This window comes from Gluconobacter kanchanaburiensis NBRC 103587 (assembly GCF_007988905.1).
Taxonomy (GTDB): Bacteria; Pseudomonadota; Alphaproteobacteria; order Acetobacterales; family Acetobacteraceae; genus Gluconobacter; species Gluconobacter kanchanaburiensis.
This window is the reverse complement of record NZ_BJVA01000002.1, coordinates 135,604-153,351: the sequence shown is the minus strand read 5'-3', so window position 1 is coordinate 153,351 and position 17,748 is coordinate 135,604. Positions and strand designations below refer to the sequence as shown.

General features: G+C 60.8%; 16 protein-coding genes. 7 read left to right on the top strand and 9 right to left on the bottom strand.

The genetic code is table 11. The features are described from left to right. Positions 1 to 14 precede the first annotated feature (14 nt). Positions 15 to 1,055, top strand: a complete 1,041-nt coding sequence (locus tag GKA01_RS02350) for a glycosyltransferase family 4 protein (RefSeq protein WP_194265824.1) — start codon at positions 15 to 17, stop codon at positions 1,053 to 1,055. 4 nt (positions 1,056 to 1,059) lie between these two features. Here GKA01_RS02350 and GKA01_RS02345 read toward each other — a convergent pair whose 3' ends face one another. From GKA01_RS02345 to GKA01_RS02330, 4 genes are all read right to left on the bottom strand, one after another. Beyond that, the gene (locus tag GKA01_RS02345) at positions 1,060 to 1,653 is read right to left on the bottom strand and encodes a DUF4339 domain-containing protein (RefSeq protein WP_146858844.1); all 594 of its coding nucleotides are present in this window, start codon (positions 1,651 to 1,653) and stop codon (positions 1,060 to 1,062) included. Between the two features lie 203 nt (positions 1,654 to 1,856). Then, positions 1,857 to 4,172: a xanthine dehydrogenase family protein molybdopterin-binding subunit gene (locus tag GKA01_RS02340; protein WP_146858841.1), complete on the bottom strand. Its 2,316-nt coding sequence runs from the start codon at positions 4,170 to 4,172 to the stop codon at positions 1,857 to 1,859. Further along, positions 4,165 to 4,641 (bottom strand): (2Fe-2S)-binding protein, encoded by a 477-nt coding sequence (locus GKA01_RS02335; RefSeq protein ID WP_146858839.1) that lies wholly within the window; start codon positions 4,639 to 4,641, stop codon positions 4,165 to 4,167. The genes GKA01_RS02340 and GKA01_RS02335 overlap by 8 nt, the downstream gene beginning before the upstream one ends. 26 nt (positions 4,642 to 4,667) lie before the next feature. Then, a complete protein-coding gene (locus GKA01_RS02330) occupies positions 4,668 to 6,002 on the bottom strand; it encodes a c-type cytochrome (RefSeq protein WP_146858837.1) in 1,335 nt (444 codons plus the stop codon). Positions 6,003 to 6,433: 431 nt separating this feature from the next. On the opposite strand from GKA01_RS02330, the gene GKA01_RS02325 reads away from it, so the two are divergent. The 5 genes from GKA01_RS02325 (at position 6,434) to GKA01_RS02305 (ending at position 12,277) form a co-directional block, all read left to right on the top strand. After that, on the top strand, positions 6,434 to 7,492 hold the full coding sequence (locus tag GKA01_RS02325) for a FecCD family ABC transporter permease (protein ID WP_146858835.1): 1,059 nt from the start codon (positions 6,434 to 6,436) through the stop codon (positions 7,490 to 7,492). Next, positions 7,489 to 8,271: an ABC transporter ATP-binding protein gene (locus GKA01_RS02320; RefSeq protein ID WP_146858833.1), complete on the top strand. Its 783-nt coding sequence runs from the start codon at positions 7,489 to 7,491 to the stop codon at positions 8,269 to 8,271. The genes GKA01_RS02325 and GKA01_RS02320 overlap by 4 nt, the downstream gene beginning before the upstream one ends. A 140-nt stretch (positions 8,272 to 8,411) precedes the next feature. Continuing rightward, a complete protein-coding gene (locus GKA01_RS02315) occupies positions 8,412 to 9,326 on the top strand; it encodes an ABC transporter substrate-binding protein (protein ID WP_244289156.1) in 915 nt (304 codons plus the stop codon). A 46-nt stretch (positions 9,327 to 9,372) separates the two neighbouring features. Continuing rightward, the gene (locus GKA01_RS02310; protein ID WP_228119846.1) at positions 9,373 to 11,538 is read left to right on the top strand and encodes a family 20 glycosylhydrolase; all 2,166 of its coding nucleotides are present in this window, start codon (positions 9,373 to 9,375) and stop codon (positions 11,536 to 11,538) included. 76 nt (positions 11,539 to 11,614) lie between these two features. Further along, the gene (locus GKA01_RS02305; RefSeq protein ID WP_146858830.1) at positions 11,615 to 12,277 is read left to right on the top strand and encodes an HAD family hydrolase; all 663 of its coding nucleotides are present in this window, start codon (positions 11,615 to 11,617) and stop codon (positions 12,275 to 12,277) included. Between the two features lie 39 nt (positions 12,278 to 12,316). Here the strand turns inward: GKA01_RS02305 and GKA01_RS02300 are convergent, their stop codons facing one another. From GKA01_RS02300 to GKA01_RS02280, 5 genes are all read right to left on the bottom strand, one after another. Beyond that, positions 12,317 to 13,804 (bottom strand): glycosyltransferase family protein, encoded by a 1,488-nt coding sequence (locus tag GKA01_RS02300; RefSeq protein WP_146858828.1) that lies wholly within the window; start codon positions 13,802 to 13,804, stop codon positions 12,317 to 12,319. Between the two features lie 165 nt (positions 13,805 to 13,969). Next, complete coding sequence (locus GKA01_RS02295) at positions 13,970 to 15,040, bottom strand: LacI family DNA-binding transcriptional regulator (protein WP_146858826.1); 1,071 nt, start codon at positions 15,038 to 15,040, stop codon at positions 13,970 to 13,972. Between the two features lie 196 nt (positions 15,041 to 15,236). Next, on the bottom strand, positions 15,237 to 15,506 hold the full coding sequence (locus GKA01_RS02290) for a hypothetical protein (protein ID WP_146858824.1): 270 nt from the start codon (positions 15,504 to 15,506) through the stop codon (positions 15,237 to 15,239). Between the two features lie 128 nt (positions 15,507 to 15,634). After that, positions 15,635 to 16,024 carry an ArsR/SmtB family transcription factor gene (locus GKA01_RS02285; protein WP_146858822.1) on the bottom strand — a complete coding sequence of 130 codons (390 nt, stop codon included), beginning with the start codon at positions 16,022 to 16,024 and terminating at the stop codon, positions 15,635 to 15,637. Continuing rightward, the gene (locus tag GKA01_RS02280; protein WP_146858820.1) at positions 16,021 to 16,680 is read right to left on the bottom strand and encodes a peroxiredoxin; all 660 of its coding nucleotides are present in this window, start codon (positions 16,678 to 16,680) and stop codon (positions 16,021 to 16,023) included. Before GKA01_RS02280 ends, GKA01_RS02285 begins: the two co-directional genes overlap by 4 nt. A 108-nt stretch (positions 16,681 to 16,788) precedes the next feature. Here GKA01_RS02280 and GKA01_RS02275 point away from each other — a divergent pair, with 108 nt between their 5' ends. After that, positions 16,789 to 17,715, top strand: a complete 927-nt coding sequence (locus GKA01_RS02275; protein WP_146858818.1) for an MBL fold metallo-hydrolase — start codon at positions 16,789 to 16,791, stop codon at positions 17,713 to 17,715. Positions 17,716 to 17,748 lie beyond the last annotated feature (33 nt).

The window sequence follows — 17,748 nt, the reverse complement described above, 5'->3', positions numbered from 1 at the left end:
AAGGAACGCAGCGTGTGACGTCCCAACTGAGAATTCTGCACTGTCTGTCGACCTGCGAATTCGCGGGGACGGAGCGTCATGTTGCGGAACTTACAGCCATTCAGGCGCAGATTCATGACGTCACGCTCCTGCTTGAACGCAGGACCGCCGATCCTCGGACGGGTGGCGATATCACCCGCTATCTCGGCCCGGGTGTAAGAATACTCAGGGCAGGGGCCGCAGGATATCTGGGCACACTGGCGCGCGAGATGCGGAGCGGCCACTATGATATCGTCCACACCCATCTCGGGCGGGCCTCGGCCCGGGCAAGCTGGCTGAAACGGGCGGGGCTGGCGGGGCGCGCTCCCCTTCTGGCCACATTGCATACAGACTATCGCGGACGCAGCTACAGTATTCACGACGGGCTTGTTTGTGTGGCGTCATGGCAGCAGGCAGGGCTGCCGGAACGGCAACGTGCTGCTTCAGCGGTCATTCCGAACTGGACACTGCCTTCTTCGTCCACGCCCCTCCTGCGGGCTGAACTCAGGACACAGCTGAGACAGGAGTGGAATCTTTCCCCGGAAGCAGTCGTGATCGGGGCTGCAGGGCGCATGGTGCCGGAGAAAAACTTCGGGTTTCTGATCCGGGCCTGGAAACAGGCTGCTCTGTGTTCCGGCACCCGGCTGGTTCTGGTGGGAGATGGTCCGGAACGTAGGGCGCTGGAAGCGGAAGCAGCAGGACGGCGTGATATTGTTTTCGCCGGGTATCGTACGGATATGCCTGATCTGCTGGCGGCGTTTGACGCGTTTGTTGTGCCGTCGCGTCACGAGGCGTTCGGTCTGGTGCTGCTGGAAGCGATGGAGGCGGGGCTTCCGGTCTGTGCTTCGGCGGTCGGCGGTCTGAAGGACATCCTGTGCGATATGCCGGACTGTCTTTTTGCTCCGGACAGTCTGGAAGACCTGATGAAGGGGCTGCGACGGCTGGAAGGGTCTTCAGCTTGCCTATGGGATATGTCGCGTTACCGGATCGCCACTGCGGCAGCCCGCGTGGAAGCGTTTTACCGCCGCTACTGCTGACGGCTCAGAGGTCGTAGGAGCGCCGCGATACATAGCTGGACAGTCCCCCATCGGGGAGAATGTGCCAGACATTGGTCAGGGCCGGAAGAAATTCGCATAGGAAGAGCAGAACCGACAGGAAGAAAAGCAGCATTCCGTGTCCGACAATCTGGATGCGCCGCCAGAAATAAAGCGGCGGCAGAAGGATCCATAGCATCGTGCCAGGACGGAAACCCGCTGCGAGCAGGCTTCGACGGTCCATGATCAGCGCGCAGTAGAAAATGCCGATACGGAAGATCGTGGAACCGATATTGCTAGCGAATTCTGGAATAAGGCCGAAGCCTTCCAGTATTCCAATCACCATGCCGCCAAAAAACGGGCCGATCAGGCTGAGCCACAGCCAGCGGTTCGAGATCAGGCTGGTGGGAAGGGCCGGCGGAACGCCCTCCGGCTGGGGCGGCCAGAAAACGCAGCTTCCCGCAGGGTGCCACTCGCCACCGAAACTCTCAGTCCAGCACAGGGTGGAATGTCCGATGATCCCTTCCGTGACGAGGGCTTTCATGCCGTCGGCGGTTACTGGTCCCTTGCGGGCGCCATGCTCCTCGTAAAACCAGCTCACAGTTCGTCCTCTTCCCGGCGGGGCATCGTCGTTCCGGTTCCTGCTGCTGTGCCAGTTCCAGAACGGGTCAGTCTCTCACGATTTTTGGGAGGCTTGGCAAGACCCATCCTTGTTGTCTCTGGATTTTCCAGATCGGAAAGGTCCATGAAAAAGGCCGCAGTCCGGTTCGGAACTGCGGCCTTTTTGCAAGGTATGCTGAGCATTCAGCCTTTGTGCTGCTTCAGTTCGCTCAGAACATCCGCGGGACGCATCGGCATGTGACGCAGGCGGATACCTACGGCGTTGAAGACCGCGTTACCAATGGCGGGCGCGATGACCGTGACGCCCGGTTCACCAAGCCCTGTGGGCTTTTCGGTGTTCTGGATGAATTCGATGTCCATGTCGGGCACATCGGGGATACGCAGGGGCGTATAGGTGTTGAGGTTGCGGTCCTTGATCGTACCGTTGACGATCTCGGTGCCCTCGAACATGGCCATGCTCAGGCCCCATAGCGCCGCGCCCTCGGTCTGGGCGAGAGCGCCGCCTGGATCGACGATGGTGCCAGCATCAAGCACAAGCCAGAGCTTCTGGCAGGTGATGACGCCCGTGTTGCGGTCGACATGGACCTGCGCCGCACCGGCCGTCCAGGTCGGCATGCCGCGTTCCTGGCCGAAGCTGGTGGCGATACCGATTCCGGTATCAGCCGGGAGTTGTTTGTTGGCGTAACCGATCTTGTCGGCCAGACGCTGGAGTACGGCAGCCTGACGCTTGGCCCCGCCAACGGAGTTCGGAGCCTGACCGGCATTGCGACCCTGTGCGGTGAACATCGACAGGCGGAACGCCAGCGGGTCCTGCTTCGTGGAATGGGCCAGTTCGTCGAGGAAACATTCCAGAGCCCAGGGTGTCCAGCCCGCACTGACCGAACGCAGCCAGCCCGGACGGAACGTGGCGTTGGCGAGGTCGTTGCTGATGGCGCGGACGCGGGTGGGACCCGTCTCGTACCAGTGATCCGCGCCCGCGATGGCGAACGGATCATATTTTTTGCCGTCTTCGCCCGTGGCGAGGAAGGCAGGCGCCATGACCTGCGTCGGCCAGCCGGCTACCGCAACGTAATCCATCGCCGTGATCTTCTTGCGATCGTTGTCCAGCGAAACCCTGATCGTCTGGAGCGACGGCGAGCGGATGGAGTCCAGTTCCATGTCGTCGGAGCGGGTCAGGATCAGCTTGACCGGTGCGCCACCGATTGCCTTGGATGCGAGCGCGGCCGGGATGCAGTAATCGCCATTCAGACGACGCCCGAAACCACCGCCGAGCATATAGGTACGCATGACGACCTGCTCTTCAGGGACCTGAAGCGCCTTGGCGAGCTGCGGCAGGATCAGCGACTGCCACTGGTTGCCGGTGTGGATTTCCCACATCCCGTCAACGTGACGGGCCACGGCATTGACCGGTTCAAGCTGGTAATGCGCGACCGAGGCACAGGTGTAGCTGCGCTCGAAGACCTGCGCCGGATGGATCGTGAGCGCCTCATCCACGCCCTTGTCGTTGAAAACGCGGGTGCCGTTCTTCGGATCGAGCGTCAGCTTGCGCCCGTGTTCGATGATGTCGGCTTCCGAGACGTTGATCGTGGGCCCGGGCGTCCACTGGACCTTCAGGGCGTCCGCGGCGCGGATCGCGGCGGGATAGGTCTTGGCCAGAGCCACGACCCAGCCCGGAACGATGCCGGAGGGATCGTCCAGTACGACATAGCGGACATAGCCCGGGATCTTTTTCGCCGCGCTGTCGTCAACGGAAATGACCTTTGCGGCGTAGCGTGTCGGCGGCATCTTCGGGCGGCCATAGACCATGCCGTCGAGTTTGACGTCGATGCCGTAGATTGCCTTGCCGGTCGTCTTGTCCGGGATGTCGAGCGCCGGGACAGGTTTGCTGATGAGACGACGGTTCGTGACCGGTTTGAGCGGCAGTTTCGCCATCTCATCCGGCGTGAAGCTCCGTGTCGGCTTGGCGCGGGCGACGATATCGCCAAAGGATACGCTCTTGCCGCCAGCAGCAACGACGCTTTCACTGACGGTGCAGCGCTCCGGTGTGGTGCCGAGGAGCTTTGCACCTTCTTCCAGCATCACGGTCCGGGCCGCGGCACCGGCCTGACGGAACGTGTCCCAGGTATCCCAGACTGACCAGGACCCGCCGGTGACGTATTTTCCGGCCCATTTCGGAGCGGTGTCGACTTCGGTGATCCGTATATTGTCCCAGTTCGCATCCATTTCGTCCGCGATGATGCGGGCGAGCGCGGTGCCGACATGCTGGCCCATTTCGGCGCGCACGATATTGACGTTGATCGACCCGTCGGGCGCGATGGCACACCAGACGTTCGGTTCGAACGCAGCTTCGGGAGGCATGGCGGTGGGCAAGGTCACGGCAGCGCTGGCTTTGCGGGCGAAACCGAACATCAGCCCGCTGCCGGCTGCCGTCATCAGGAAGCTGCGGCGGGAGAGGCGCGTGGCGTCGCTCTTCTTCGCAATCTGTTCGATTTTAGCCATTGTTGGCGCCTTCCTGCTGCTTCGAAGCAGCGTCCTTGATGGCCTTGCGGATGCGGATATAGGTCATGCAGCGGCAGAGGCTGCCGCCCATCACACCATCGATCTGCTCATCCGTCGGGTTCGGATAGTCCTTCAGGAGGCTTGCAGCCTGCATGATCTGGCCGGACTGGCAGTAGCCGCACTGTGGCACCTGCTGGTCACGCCACGCGACCTGCACGACGTGGTTTCCTGCCGGGTCCAGACCTTCGATCGTCGTGATCGAAGCACCTTCGACGGCGGAAAGCGGTGTGATGCAGGAGCGCGTCGCGCGGCCGCCGACATGGACGGTGCAGGCGCCGCATTCGCCGATGCCGCAACCGAACTTGGTGCCGGTCATGTTCAGATCATCACGGATGACCCAGAGCAGGGGGGTGTCTGCCGGGGCGTCGACCGTGACGGGCTGTCCGTTGAGTTCAAATTTCGTGGTCATGTCCTGTTTTCCCAGTCCTGCCCGGATCAGTGCGAAGCGTTGACGGGCGGAGCTTCGAGCGTGGCGCGCGCGGCTGCGGCCTTCTTCTCCAGATCCGTCCAGGGGGGCAGCGTGGTGCGTGTACGACGCAGATAGGCTGCGATACGTGCCATGTCGTGATCCGACAGGGCGGTATAGAAGCTCGGCATCGAGATGTGATCCTGACCCTCCTCGGCGGTAATGCCGTGCAGCATGACCTGATAGAGGTTGTTCGGCTCATCCAGCCAGACAGCATTGTTCAGCGCCAGTTCCGGACGTCCCGAAACGGGGTTCGGGCCGGAGTTGTAATGGCAGGCGCCACAGGCGGCCTGATACAGCCGGGCATCTGCGTCCAGTGTCTGCGGACCAGTCAGGTCGCGACCCGACATCTGCATGGCACGTGCAATCGCGGCCTGATCACCACTGCTGCGCTGAGCGGCCTTGTCCACGTCCGCATAGTAATGCGCGATGGCGCGCACATCTGCCTCGGGGATCTTGGAGAGGAAGCGGTGCGGAACGGGCGACATCGGGCCTGCGGCGGAGCCATGCAGCGGCGCCACGCCGAAGCGCAGATACTGGAACAGCTCGTCTTCGGTCCAGACGACCGGCGTCGGGTTGTGGTCGTTCAGCGGAGGGGCGATCCAGCCGTCGATGACCGCACCATCATAGAGGTTGCTCATCTTCTCTGCGCCGAGAAGGTTGCGCGGCGTATGGCAGGCGCCACAGTGTTCGTTGCCCTCGGCGAGATAGGCACCACGGTTCCATTGTGCGTCGTGCTTCGGGTCGTTCTGATAGCGGCCCGGAGTGAAGAACAGCAGCTTCCAGAAGCCCTGGCCGGTCAGACGGATGTTGATCGGGAAGGGAACCGTGTTGTCACGCGGCTTCAGATGTACGGCCGGGCGCGTCATCAGATAGGCGTAGAGATCCGAAACGTCCTGATCGTTGACCTTGGTGAAGTGGTCGAATGGGAAGGCCGGGTAGAGCTGCGAACCGTCGCGGGCGATGCCCTTGTTCATGGCGCGCTTGAACGCAGCCAGCGACCAGTTGCCGATTCCCCATTCTTCATCAGGCGTGATGTTGGACGAGAAGATGTCACCGAAGGGTGTGGCCATCTTGAAGTCGCCGGCTAGTTCTGGGCCGGGCTTGCCATCCACGCGGGTATGACACTCCGCGCAATAGCCGCCATTGGCGACGATGGCGCCCCGGCTGATGGCGTCCGCGGAGAAGGAGGACGCGGCAGGCCGCGGGATCGGGGCGATGGCGGGGTACCAAGCATAGGCAAGAAAGCCGATGCCTCCCACTGCGCCAAGGCCAATGACGGCGGCAGCTATCCGTTTGAGCATGCTAGAACTGTCCCGGCAGAGTTGAAATCATTTGCCACAAAAGGCGACTGTTGCGTGCAACCTAGGGCACGAGCCCGTGAAAGGGAAGATTGCGTTATCTCAAAACCGTATGTCTCCTGCAATAAATGCAGTCACCGTCATGAAAATACCACAGGTTTTGATTGAATCAGGCATAAATTCGGGAGTTTATCGGTCCTGATTGCAGTATTCCGACGTATCGATCCGCCCCGATTACGGTCAGGATATTGCAGGTTTTATCCTTGAGGCTGTTACATTGGCCTCGGTAAGCGCTCTGGTTTGCTATGAATATAATGACACCGGGTGCCATAAAAATCCTATTCTTTAAATGATTGCCCGAGGTTGTTTGAGTCGAAGGTTTTCGGTCCGGAAGAGGCCGGATCAGCTTCTGGTGACTCGTGGATGCATGGCCTATGCTCGCTCTGCGCCGGATCTGTCCGTCGTCTCGATCGAAAGGAACCGCCATTTCCGCCAGCCCTGTCCTGATCCGGTGGCTTGCCCTGACGGGGGTGGTGCTGAGCGTGCTGTGTGCGCTCTGTCTCGGTCGTTTTCCCTTGTCGCCGCAACGCGTTCTGGGCGTTTTTGGATATTTTCTGCACCTGTCATCCACTGATGATCCGGTGGCGCGGACTGTCGTCATGCAGGCCCGGCTGCCACGTATTCTGGCAGCTCTTCTTGTTGGAAGTGCCCTGTCTTGCGGAGGGGCCTCCTATCAGGCTGTGTTTCGCAACCCACTGGTCTCACCAGACCTGCTTGGCGTTTTGAGCGGGGCGGCATTTGGCGCTGCGGTCGCCATTATTCTGGGGGGCGCGGTATCGGTCGTGCAGGGTGGGGCGTTCGCCGGCGGCCTTCTGGCTGTCGGATGCGGGCTGCTGATCGGCAGATCACTCCCAGAGGGCGGAATCCTAAGCCTGTTGCTCGGTGGCCTGATTGGCAATGCCATCTTCACGGCTCTGCTGTCGCTTGTGAAATATCTTGCCGATCCGATGGATCAGCTTCCCGCCATCGTGGATTGGCTTCTGGGCAGTCTGGCGCCAAGTGGCTGGCAGGAACTGGCCTGGGTGTCGGGACCCCTGATCGGGTTGACGGCAGCGCTGGTCCTGTGCGCCCCGGTTTTGGATGTTTTGTCGCTGGGAGATGACGAGGCACGCAGTCTGGGCGTATCCGTCCGTGTCATGCGCCCGATGGTGATTGTCCTCGCCACGTTCGCCTGCGCCCTGACGATCTCGATGGCAGGAATTATCGGCTGGATCGGGTTGCTGGTGCCGCATGTTGCGCGGCTGGTGGCGGGAGCAGAGCACCGGAACATGATGCCGGTCTGTGCGCTGCTGGGGGCGGCCGGGCTGGTACTGGCCGATACCTGCGCCCGGAGTCTGACGGCCGGAGAAGTTCCGCTGGGGATCGTGACCCAGCTTTTTGGGGCTCTGGCCTTCATCATCGTTCTCAGACGTCTGCGTCGGGGGGTAGGGTGAGCTTCCTGTATTGTCGGAATCTGACGTTCACCCAGCCGGGGCGGAAGCATCCCGTTCTTGAAGGTATCGATCTTTCGCTGGAACGCGGCGAACTGGTCGGGCTTCTGGGGCTGAACGGGGCCGGGAAGAGCACGCTGTTGCGCCTGTTGATGGGATTTCTGAAACCTTCTGCCGGAGAGGTTCTGTTAGCGGGAAAGTCCCTGCGGGCGTGCTCCGCCTCCGCCATTGCGCGTCATTTGGCCTATGTGCCGCAGTCCCATGCCGCGACGTTTCCCTATACGGTACGACGGATGGTGGAGCTTGGCCGGGTACCGCATTCCGGACTGACGGGGCGATCAGGGCCGGAAGACCGCAGGGCGGTGGAGGCCGCGCTGGAGCGTATGGGTCTTGAGAGACTGGCGGAACGGCCAGTAACGGAGCTTTCGGGCGGAGAGCGCCAGCGTGTCGTTCTGGCACGGGCTCTGGCGCAGGATGCAGCAGGGCTGCTGCTGGACGAGCCGATGGCGGGGCTGGATTACGGGCATCAGATCCGTCTCATGGCGCTGCTGTCGGAGCTTGCACGTGAGGGGCGTCTTGTTATGCTCACCTCACACCGGCCGGAGGAGCTGTATGTCCGCGCCAGCCGGGTTTTGATCCTCGATCATGGGCGGATCGAGGCGGACGGCGTGCCGGGCGATGTTGTGACGGCGCAGCGGATGACGGCGCTTTACGGTGTGCCTCTGCATCAGACGGATCATGCCGGGAACCGCTTTTTCCATCAGGGAGAGGAAGACGAATGACAGTGTCAGGCATCCTGAAGTGTCGCCACAGACTGCGTTCCGGCAGATCCTTCAGGGCATTGCTTCCTGTATTCCCCAAGGTTTTGCTTCGGGGGGGGCTCGGAGCCGCCCTGTGCGGTTTCGGGCTTGCGGGATTGCCCGTGTCGGACGCTTGCGCCGCGCCCCCGTCAAGGATCGTGGAAGGGTGGTACGCGCATAATGCGACGCTCATCATGCTGGGGGCGCAGGAGCGCATCGTAGGGACGGTCGCGCGTCCCTCGATGCTGCCGTGGATGTTCCGGCTGGTGCCGTCTCTGGCTAAGGCCGAGACGCTGGACCCGGGGAATCTGAACGCCGAGGAGCTTCTGTCCCTTCATCCCGATCTGGTCTTTGTTACCAGTTCCAGTCATTCCGCCGATGCCCTGAAACGGGCGGGACTGAACGTGGCGCCCGAAGGCTTCGACCGCTTCGATGCCATGCTCGATTGCGTGGACGGTACGGCCACCCTGCTCCAGACGTCGATCGCAGCAAAACGGGCCCAGGCCTATCGGATCGCCTTCCTTCAGGCGGTCTCACAGGCGCCAACCGATCCGCAGGGGCCGCGTGTCCTGCATGTTGAATCGCTCAAACCGCTTCGGGTCGATGGCGATGACAGCATCATCGATCAGTGGATCCGCAGTGCGGGCGGCCGGAATGCCGCGCAGGGTGTTCACGGCAACAAGCAGCCCGTATCCGTAGAGCAGGTTCTGGCGTGGAATCCGGACATCGTCATCGTTGGCGCAAACACAGGCGATCCGGCAGGCCTGAAGCAGGATCCTGTCTGGTCGAAGGTGAAGGCAGTTCAGTCCGGCCGGGTCTACCGCAACCCCGCAGGCCTGTTCCCGTGGGACCGCTATGGGCCGGAACTGTTGCTGCAGGTGATCTGGGCGAGGCAGATCGTCCGGACAGGACAGGTAGATGTCCCCTCCATGATCCGCTCGATCCGGTCTTTCTATCATGAATTCTATGGTATCGCGCTTTCAGCCCGTGATGCGCAGCGCATGCTTGAGGCTCTTCCTCCCTCCGATACGCCCTGACACACCTACCCAGTCCTACTGAATCCAGACTCAGGAACAGCTTCAGATGATGCAGACAGTTTCACGGCGCGGCCAGGTCATTCGCCGTGGGGTTCGCGGCGCGGTGAGACTGCTCCTTGCAGGAAGCGTTCTGGCAGGTTTTGTAACCTTTCAGGCCAGGGCGGACGGGACGCTGCTGCCGGTTCCGCAGAGCGTTTCGGTTTCCAATGGCGTAGCGTCGATTGGGGCTGGAGTGCAGGTCGTGTGGGATACGCGCCCGTCGCCTCTGCTGCAACGGGCGGTCACGCGATTTATGACGCATCTTGCGGCGACCATCGGGCCGGAGGAGAAAGGCGAGCCATATGTGCTGCATATCTCCGCAGGGCAGGACCGGGCGTATCTGAGCGTTGATGAAAAGGAGCGTTACGCCCTCACGACGTCTGAAACCGGCGCGAGGCTGGAGGCAGACGGGCCTGCGGGCGTGCTTCATGGGCTGGCAACGTTGTTGCAACTCGTGCGCTCGACGCCGGACGGAGCGGTCCTCGTGCGTCTGCATATCGAGGATGCGCCCCGGTTTGCATGGCGCGGTCTGCTGATGGACGTGGCACGACATTTCGATACGGTTGAAACGGTCGAGCGTCAGCTGGACGCGATGGAACTGGTCAAACTCAACGTGCTGCACTGGCATCTGAGTGACGGGGCGGCCTTCCGGGTCGAGAGCCGCATATACCCCCAGCTTCAGACCAAGGCGCCTGCGGGACAGTATTATACGCAGGCGCAGATCCGCGAGGTCGTGGCCTACGCGGCTGATCGCGGCATTCGTGTCGTGCCGGAATTTGACGTGCCGGGACATGCGCTGGCGATCGTGCAGGCCTATCCGGAGCTTGGCGCGCAGCCGCTGCCGGACATGAGCAATAAGGGGCTGAACCTCAATAACGCCGCGCTGGACCCGACCAATCCGCAGACCCTGCGCTTTGTGCGGGGGCTATATGGCGAGATGGGGCATCTTTTCCCCGATCGCTATATCCATGCGGGCGGCGACGAGGTGGTGTCTTCCCAGTGGACGAAAAACCCGGCGATCGTAGCTTATATGAAAGCGCATGGCTATGAGACGGCGCAGGCGCTTCAGGCCGCATTCACGGGTCAGGTCGCCGCCATCATTGCGGCGCAGGGGCATGTGATGATGGGGTGGGACGAAGTCAGCGAAGCTCCCATCCCGAAAAACGTGGTCGTCGAACCCTGGCGCGCGTCGAAATGGACAGGGTCCGCCACACGCGCCGGACATCCGGTTGTCGTGTCCGCAGGATATTATCTTGATCTGCTGCGCCCGTCGGCAACGCATTACGCTGTCGATCCGTTTGATACGCGGGCAGACGGCATCACGGCGGAGCAGCTTGCGAAATTTCCGCCCAAAAATCCGGATTTCTATCGCCCTTTCACGCTGGATCCTCAGGCATCGTCTCTGGATGACGGACAGAAAAAACTGGTGCTGGGGGCGGAGGGGACACTCTGGGCGGAAATGGTCACCGAACCGATGCTGGAGTCGCGGCTGTGGCCCCGGATGGCCGCGCTGGCCGAGCGGTTCTGGTCTGCGCAGGACGTGCGGGATATTCCCGATTTGGAGCGCCGTCTTCCAGTCGTGATGGCGGAGCTTGAGGTGACAGGATTGCAGGCAACGCAACATCGCGATGCCTTGCGTGAGGCCATGGTGCCCGGGCACTCCGGACCTCTGGCGGTTCTGACGGATGTGACGGTTCCCGTCCGCAATTATGCGCTCAACCATCTCGTAACTGCCAGTGACGGGGCGATGCTGTCGGCTCCCGTGACGGTGGCTGAGCCGGATTCGTTCGGGGCGATACAGTTCAATACGATGGCCGGGCGTTATGCGCAGGGTGAAACGGCGCTGGCTGAGCCGCTGAAACGGATGCTCCAGCGCTGGGTCGATAACGATGCAGCATTCGTGACCAGTGCGAAAGGACTTCCGGCTCTTGAGGCCGTTGTGCCTGTCTCCCATGCCGTAGGCCAGTTGTCCCGCGCCGGGCTGAATGTCCTCAACGGACGAAACGGCTCGGCCTGGAGAATGGACGCGAACCGTCTGCTTCAGGAGCAGGAAGCGGCCTTTGAAAATTCAGCCAGCATGCTGGCGTCTTTCCATGCTCCGCAACCGCCGGGCGGATTGCTGATCGCGATTCTGCCGGGGATCAAGGCACTCCTTGAAATGAACGGCCGATAAGCGTTGCGGCCGACAAGCATTGCGGATTGTGGCGCAGGGGATGGATTTTCACTGCGCGGCAGGGGAAAAGGAAGGCATGACACGTTTTCCGATCCTCCTTCTCGACTATGACGGCACGCTGGCGGAGACGCAGCCAGCCATTCTTCGCAGCTTGACAGAAGCGTTCGGCGCCAGTGGCATTGCCGCTCCGTCTCCTGAAGCGCTTCGGCAGGAACTGACGCGCGGAGGCACTCTCCAGACGCTGTTCCAGGCCATGGTTCCGGAGAGTGACGAAGACGATGCTGCTGCGTTCGTCCGGCATTACCGCACCTTTTATCCAAAGGCGGACGCGGAAGAGACCGTCCTGTTCGACGGTGTCGTGGAAAGCCTGAATGCTTTGAAGGAGAAGGGGAAAATCCTCGCCATTCTCAGCAATAAACATGCGCCCACGGTCTGTGCGAGCCTCGCGCGGTTCGGGTTGACATCCTTCTTCGCTGGCGTCATCGGCTCGGAGCCGAATTTTCCGCACAAGCCGGATCCCCGCGTCATGGCGGAGCGCGTTCTGCCGCTGTTTCCCCAAAGGTCGCGCTCGGAGTTCCTGATGGTCGGCGATACGGCCGCCGACCTCCAGTTCGCCCGCAATGCCGGGATCGCATCATGCTGGGCCAGCTACGGCCATGGAAGCGCGCCGCAATGCGAGGCGCTCCAGCCAGATCTGCGGATCGATGCCTTTAGCGGGATCCTGAACATCCCTCTCTGAAAGCAGGCTTGGCACAGAGGATGGGCTGACGCTTTCGCGTCAGTCCTGCGCAGCCTCTTGCTCGGAGGCCGCGTTCTGCGTGATCAGGCCGCCGGCGAAGTCCCCCTCTCCGGCGGCGGTTTCGTCTTCCACATCTTCCGGCGTTGCGACAGTCCAGCCTTCGAAAGGAACGTGATCGCGTATGGACTGCATGTAGGTGGACATGGCTTCTATCCGTTCGCCCGTGCCCCAGAAATGGACGAAGCCAGTATAATTCATCTGTTCGCGTTCGGGCGTATGGAAATCGTTGGAACGAATAGCGCCCGTCGCGTAGTAGCTGACTTTTTCCGTCAGGAAGTCGAGGTCGAAGCTCTGTGTCAGCACTGCGATATAGTTCGCGATGCTCTGATCGAAATGGCTGAGTTCGTGCCGGTTCTGCACTTTTTCCGAAAAACGGTAGATGCAGGACTGGATCATGTTGAGGACAAAGTCGAACTCTTCAATCCGGGGAATGGATAGAATGCCAGAATTGAAACCCGGAACGTTCAGATCCCGCGAGTGGCAGCGTTCGTCTTTCTCGAAAAGCTGGGAGCCAATCGAGGGGCTGGTCTGAAGGCGCGTGAAGAACTCCTTCTGCGCAGACATCTTGTCGCTGCGGAAAATGTCTTCGAACAAGCCGTTGAGATCGTTGTCCACGACGACATCGGTGTCCATGTAAAGCAGCGGGCTGAACTGGTAGATCGGTTTCCACTGCGCGATGCGGAAACGTGCGGTGTAGAAGTCGAGACCTGCCTGTCCATGCAGGGTCCAAACATGACAGTTGAAGAGTGCTGTCGCCGGGCAGTGTTCCTTGAGCGTCTCTTCATCCAGATCGCTGACAATCAGGATATCGCCGGTATGTTTTCCGAACTCGGATAGTGAGCGCAGGCAGAGATCCAGCGTGTCGAGATAGCGGATCCCGAAAGCGCAGAGATAGACCAGTGGACGATAGAGCCTGTAGCGATGCGGCATCCACAGGTCGTTCCACACGACCATGTCCGAGATGTAGTCTCCCCGGGTCCGGCAGACGAGGCCGTCGGAATTGTTGATGAATGTCTCCGCGATATTGAAGAAATTCTCCCCGACACGCAGGCGCATGTATTCAAGGGATTCAATGTCTGACGGTCTGATGATGTGGCCATCTTCGTCGATCCAGCTATTGGTGACGAAGAAATAGAAGCGTTCGAATTCCTGTCGGGTCAGGACCAGAAATTGCTCCCAGGGATTTTTAAGTTCCTGAAACAGCCTGACCGAGCCGTCCTCATGCGCTGTGAGATAGCCATCCCGGGCCTTGAGATAAGTATGACCCGCCTCGGTTTCGAGAATGAAAGGCCCGATACCTTCAATATCGGTCTTCAGCCTGAGGGCGTCGGAATAGACGGGAAAGCAGTCTTCAAGAGGTGTGCTGGCGTTGATGGGGGCCTGTTTCAGGGTGCCAGGAGTATCGCCTCTGGTCACCACGGTTCCCCAGCGTGTAATCAGGGCGCAACGCTGCAACTCGTGCTGCATGATTTTGTCTTTCCCGTGCAATGCTACCGACATGGTCCTGCTGAAATCTTTCAGGACGATATCAGGCCCGACTCTGTCTGTATATCCGGGCTGGCCTGATATCCCGTGATCTGTCGGGACGCGACGGATTATTCCGGACCCAGGTTGCGAGATATGGATTTTCTGTCAGGCGGGCGTACCGATACTGCCGCGCAGCACTAATTCTGTTTCTAGAATGACGTTTTCGCCGCCATTTCCTGCTCCGAGAAGACGCACGGCCTCGCTGCCCTTGCGTTCGTGAGGCTGGCGGATGGTGCTCAGGTCGTGGGTCTGGGCCGCGGGGATATCATCGAAGCCGAAAATCGACACGTCCTTGGGAACGCGTAGTCCGAGTGAGCGGATGGCGCCCATCGCACCAATAGCCACGCGGTCGCTCATGGCAAGGATCGCGGTGGGTCGGCGTGGTTGTTTCAGCAGGTGACGGACAGCCTCCGCCCCCATTTCCTCGGAGTTGATGGGGATTTCCCATGTTGGCACGTCTTCGGGGGCAATCCCTGCCTCTTTCAGGGCCAGAAGATAGCCCTCAAGCCGCATGGCGATCGTGCTGTGGGCGATATTGGCGCGGCGCATGGCCGTCAGCGGGCCGGAATAGCCATCATGAGCGGTCTTGAGAGAGAGGATTCCGAAATGGCGATGCCCCAGATCAAGCAGGGTCTTCGCGGCACGACGTGCGGAATCCCGGTCATCGATCCCGACATAGGGCACGCCGCTGAGGCGTGGCTGGTCCACCACCACAAGGGGCACATTGCGCTGCTGCGCCATCAGGACGCAGCGGCTGTCAGGCGCCACGGAATAGAGAATGTAGCCATCTACCGCTGCATTGCCGAGCGATACGGGAGCGGCGCGGTTGCGGAGGTTGCTTCCAGCGGAAATCAGGGCGAGGTCGGTTTCAAGATCATCGCAGGATTTTGCAACGCCATTCAGAACGCTCAGGATGGCAGGATCGGAGAAGGCATAGGGAAGGTCTTCGCTGAATAGGAAGCCCAGTGCGCCAGCGCGTCCGGTAGCAAGCTGTTTGGCGGCCGGGTCAGGGCCAGTATAGCCGAGCTCCTGTGCCGCTGCGAGGATCCGCTCGCGCAGGGCGGCGGAGAGCTGGCCGGGGCGGATATAGGCATTGGAGACTGTGGTATGGGAGACGCCAACCTGCGCCGCGACATCCTTGAGGGTTACTTTGCGGCGGTCGTGTTGTCGCGTCATTGTTGCGGTCTGTCCAGTAATGACACCTGATCCGTCATGTCAGATCTTGCCCTGACGCACGCCATAGGGTGTCAGTGTTCTCTCAAAAATTACTACCATCGTCATAGCGTTTTTCCCGCGTGTGAACCAGTCACGGGCGCGGGAGGAGTTGTGAAAACATAAAATTCTGTATTAATGCCTTCTGCAAGGTGGGAAATCAGACCGGTTTGGGCTTCGGGGCCGGTTTTTTTTGGGACGACTGGAGTGGCGCAAACATGGCGCGGCATTTCGGGGAGAGCTGGTCGAGCTTCTTTTTCATGCAGGCCGTGATTTTCGCTTCATTGGGAATGGCGAACGTACACAGGCGGATGGCGTCTCCCTGGCAGGCGGCCTTCTGCTGGTCGCGGGTTGCGGCGGAGGCTGCCTGAACCGGCCCAAGGGCCACGGTGACGGTGAGAGCGGTCAGGGCGATGAAATAACGGCTCATATGTATTCTCCTTACCCTCAGGTAAGCGTGTGGGTGGTTTCCCGGTTTCACTCAGGCGAGACTTTATCACAACTGCTTTTGCGTGTGATCTGTCCAATATGGACCGTAGAATTCCTGTTTGAGGACTGTCAGGGATAAAGAATACGTGCAAACCGTGCGGCTGCCGCCGGTGCGGACGGGGTATCGGTCGTGTTTGCGGGGGCGGGCAGTTCTGGCGGAAGAGCGCCGGGTTGCAGACTCATCAACAGAACCCGTGCCCGGCGTGCGTCTGCGCCATCGCTCCAGCAGTAATGGATGGCACGGGATTCGCGCTGGGATTCGATCAGGCCGGCGCGCCTCAAGGCGCCGAGATGCTGGCTCAGCGTCGGCTGGCCGATCCCCGTCATGGTTTCGAGTTCGCTGACGGCATGGGTGCTGTCAAGCAGGGCCGAGAGGATCATCAACCGTTGCGGCTGGGCTAGCACCCGAAGCCATTCCGCCAGTTCGCGGCTCTTTTCCAGCGGGAGCAGGACCGTCATGGGCGTGTTTTTCCCGCGGGCTGGAAGAACCATTTTGCCCCCGCTTTTTCCACGGCCGCTTGCGTTTGGAGTGGTGGAGCCACGGTACGGTCGCCCGGCTGCCAGCTTTCGGGGGTGAGGGTGCCGGCACGATCCACTTCCTGAAGGGCGCAGAGCAGGCGCAGCAGTTCGGGTACGGAGCGCCCGACCGTGGCGGGATAGTTCAGGATGGAGCGGATTGTGCCGGAGGGGTCGATCATAAAAACCGAACGCACTGTTGCGCTGTCCTGCGCTGTTCCGTCGATCATTCCATAGGCGCGGGCCACGGCAAGGGACGGGTCCTCGATAATGGGAAAGGGGATCTGGATTCCGAATTGCGTATGAATGGCCTCGACCCAGGCCAGGTGGGCGGGAAGGCTGTCAGCCGAAATCCCGAGCAGGGCACAGTCGCGCTGTTGGAACTCTTCGGCGCTTCGGGCGAGGGCGATAAATTCACTCGTGCAGACGGGCGTGAAGTCCGCTGGGTGCGCGAACAACAGCACCCAGTGCCCGCGCAGGGCGCTCATGATGAACTCGCCATGCGTGGTGCGGGCGCTGAAATCCGGAGCGCGGTCGCCAATACGCAGGGAGGTGCATCTGGGGAGGGAGGAAGTCTCGACGGAGGAAGATGCGATCATGATCCGGTTCCAAAAGCATCAGGGCGCTTGACATGCAATACTTACAATATTAACTTAACAGTTAATGAAAGTATCGTAAAGCTATTCCACAGGCAGAAGGTGAGCGCCATGCAGGACGCAGCAATCCAGGCCGCGACCGCTCAGATCGGGCGAACCAACGAAGGCGCGGCGCCTGCTCCGGTCGTCTGTACGTTCTTTGATGAAGCCACCAATACTGCCAGTCATGTCGTTCATTGTCCCGTAACACGGCACGCCGCCGTGATTGATAGCGTGCTCGACTATGACGCTGCGGCAGGGCGTACGTCGCATGGATCGGCGCAGGCGATTGTTGATTATGTCGTGCGCGAAGATCTGCTCGTGGACTGGCAGCTTGAAACTCATGCGCATGCCGATCACCTGTCGGCGGCTCCCTGGCTTCAGGAGCAGCTTGGCGGGAAACTGGGTATCGGTGCGGATATCACTCGTGTTCAGGCGGTGTTCGGCAAGATCTTTAATGCCGGGACGCGTTTTGCGCGGGACGGATCGCAGTTCGATCACCTGTTCACGGATGGAGAAACGTTCCGGATCGGCGAATTACCGGTCACGGTGCTGCATGTCCCCGGGCATACGCCAGCCGACATGGCCTTCGTGATCGGCAATACGGCCTTCGTGGGCGATACAATCTTCATGCCGGATTTCGGAACGGCCCGCGCTGATTTTCCAGGTGGCGATCCGCGGCAGCTTTTCCGGTCCATTCGTCGGCTTCTGTCCCTGCCGGTCGAGACGCGGCTGTTCCTGTGTCATGACTACAAGGCGCCGGGCCGGGACGAATATGCGTGGCTGACGACTGTTGGCCACGAGCGGGCTTATAATATTCATGTCCATGATGGTGCGGGCGAGGATGAATTCGTCGAAATGCGGACGGCCCGGGATGCCACGCTGGCGATGCCACGCCTGCTGATGCCATCCGTTCAGGTCAACATGCGCGGCGGTCACATGCCCGAGGTGGAAGCCGATGGCGTGAGCTACATCAAGATCCCGGTCAACCGTCTCTGACACTGCGTCCGCGGTGTCAGAGACGGTGTGCAA

What these genes read in the sequence shown, in the direction of transcription:
- GKA01_RS02340 (WP_146858841.1), bottom strand. Translation starts at nt 4,172, where the DNA reads ATGGCTAAAATCGAACAGATTGCGAAGAAGAGCGACGCCACGCGCCTC.
- GKA01_RS02335 (WP_146858839.1), bottom strand. Translation starts at nt 4,641, where the DNA reads ATGACCACGAAATTTGAACTCAACGGACAGCCCGTCACGGTCGACGCC.
- GKA01_RS02330 (WP_146858837.1), bottom strand. Translation starts at nt 6,002, where the DNA reads ATGCTCAAACGGATAGCTGCCGCCGTCATTGGCCTTGGCGCAGTGGGA.
- GKA01_RS02325 (WP_146858835.1), top strand. Translation starts at nt 6,434, where the DNA reads ATGCTCGCTCTGCGCCGGATCTGTCCGTCGTCTCGATCGAAAGGAACC.
- GKA01_RS02310 (WP_228119846.1), top strand. Translation starts at nt 9,373, where the DNA reads ATGATGCAGACAGTTTCACGGCGCGGCCAGGTCATTCGCCGTGGGGTT.
- GKA01_RS02305 (WP_146858830.1), top strand. Translation starts at nt 11,615, where the DNA reads ATGACACGTTTTCCGATCCTCCTTCTCGACTATGACGGCACGCTGGCG.
- GKA01_RS02300 (WP_146858828.1), bottom strand. Translation starts at nt 13,804, where the DNA reads ATGCAGCACGAGTTGCAGCGTTGCGCCCTGATTACACGCTGGGGAACC.
- GKA01_RS02295 (WP_146858826.1), bottom strand. Translation starts at nt 15,040, where the DNA reads ATGACGCGACAACACGACCGCCGCAAAGTAACCCTCAAGGATGTCGCG.
- GKA01_RS02290 (WP_146858824.1), bottom strand. Translation starts at nt 15,506, where the DNA reads ATGAGCCGTTATTTCATCGCCCTGACCGCTCTCACCGTCACCGTGGCC.
- GKA01_RS02285 (WP_146858822.1), bottom strand. Translation starts at nt 16,024, where the DNA reads ATGACGGTCCTGCTCCCGCTGGAAAAGAGCCGCGAACTGGCGGAATGG.
- GKA01_RS02280 (WP_146858820.1), bottom strand. Translation starts at nt 16,680, where the DNA reads ATGATCGCATCTTCCTCCGTCGAGACTTCCTCCCTCCCCAGATGCACC.
- GKA01_RS02275 (WP_146858818.1), top strand. Translation starts at nt 16,789, where the DNA reads ATGCAGGACGCAGCAATCCAGGCCGCGACCGCTCAGATCGGGCGAACC.